The 1,902-nt window shown below is 46.2% G+C and carries 1 protein-coding gene; it reads right to left on the bottom strand.

The genetic code is table 11. The annotated features are described in order from the left end of the window. Positions 1-1,902, bottom strand: a 1,902-nt coding sequence (locus tag ACT4_RS17340) for a hypothetical protein (protein WP_007483689.1), incomplete at both ends; no start/stop codon positions are given.

Below are 1,902 nucleotides of genomic sequence, written 5' to 3'. Positions count from 1 at the left end.
TGTAATACCATCAAGAGCACCGGTGACGAGATCAATTGGGCTGCCATCAGTACCACCTGTGATGCCATCGATAACACCAGTGACGAGATCAATTGGACTACCATCAGTACCACCTGTGATGCCATCGATTACACCAGTGACGAGATCAATCGGGCTGCCATCGGTTCCACCTGTAATGCCGTCGATCACACCAGTGACGAGATCAATCGGACTACCATCAGTACTACCTGTGATGCCATCAATTACGCCAGTCACAAGATCAATAGGACTACCATCAGTACCACCTGTAATGCCATCAATCACACCAGTGACAAGATCAATTGGGCTGCCATCAGTACCACCTGTAATGCCATCAATCACACCAGTGACAAGATCAATTGGACTACTATCAGTACCGCCTGTAATGCCATCAATCACACCAGTGACTAAGTCGATTGGGCTGCCATCGGTTCCACCCGTAATTCCATCGATCACACCAGTGACAAGATCGATTGGGCTGCCATCGGTACCGCCAGTAATACCGTCAATGACATCAGTCACCATTTCTAGTGGTGTACCATCAGCAAGATCACCGAGATTGCCAAGGTCATCAGCAATATGTTGAACAATACCAATTGCAGAAGAACCATTATCAACTAATGTTTCAATGACACCTGTTGCAGAATCTAAAGCACCACTAAGATCAGCACCCGCCAAGTCAGATACGGTTTCTAAAGTACCATTTACAGTATCGCGAGAAGTTTCAAAAGTGAGGGTACCAAGGTCATCGATATCACCGACAGGATGTTCAGCTTGAGGGAAAGCTCCGATGATGGTGTCAGCAACAGTATCAATACCCGTATTGATGATTTCAGTTTTTAAGCTTTCAACGCCTTGTAGAATATCGATGCCTTCTTGAACAATACCTGTGACAGGATTATTAGCAAGATCACCACCTGTAATACCATCGATCACACCAGTGACGAGGTCAATAGGGCTACCATCGGTACCACCTGTAATGCCGTCAATCACACCAGTGACAAGATCAATTGGACTACTATCAGTACCGCCTGTAATGCCATCAATCACACCAGTGACTAAGTCGATTGGGCTGCCATCGGTTCCACCCGTAATTCCATCGATCACACCAGTGACAAGATCGATTGGGCTGCCATCGGTACCGCCAGTAATACCGTCAATGACATCAGTCACCATTTCTAGTGGTGTACCATCAGCAAGATCACCGAGATTGCCAAGGTCATCAGCAATATGTTGAACAATACCAATTGCAGCAGAACCATTATCAACTAAGGTTTCAATGACACCTGTTGCAGAATCTAAAGCACTGCTGAGATCAGCCCCTGCCAAATCAGACACGGTTTCTAAAGTACCATTTACGGTATCGCGAGAAGTTTCAAAAGTGAGGGTACCTAGGTCAGCAATATCACCGACAGGATGTTCAGCTTGAGGGAAAGCTCCGATGATGGTGTCAGCAACAGTATCAATACTCGTATTGATAATTTCAGTTTTTAAGCTTTCAACGCCTTGTAGAATATCGATACCTTCTTGAACAATACCTGTGACAGGATTATTAGCAAGATCACCGCCTGTAATACCATCAAGAGCACCAGTGACGAGATCAATCGGGCTACCGTCTGTTCCACCTGTGATGCCATCGATCACACCAGTCACTAAATCAATTGGGCTACCATCCGTACCACCCGTGATGCCGTCAATGACACCAGTAACAAGATCAATCGGGCTACCATCGGTACCACCTGTGATGCCGTCAATCACACCAGTGACGAGATCAATCGGACTACCGTCTGTTCCACCAGTAATCCCATCGATTACACCAGTCACAAGATCAATTGGGCTACCATCAGTACCAGCTGTAATACCATCAATCACACCAGTGACAAG

This window comes from Acinetobacter sp. NBRC 100985 (assembly GCF_000241225.1).
GTDB classification, from domain to species: Bacteria; Pseudomonadota; Gammaproteobacteria; order Pseudomonadales; family Moraxellaceae; genus Acinetobacter; species Acinetobacter venetianus.
The sequence above is the reverse complement of the archived record's forward strand: the minus strand, read 5'-3'. Positions and strand labels throughout refer to the sequence as shown.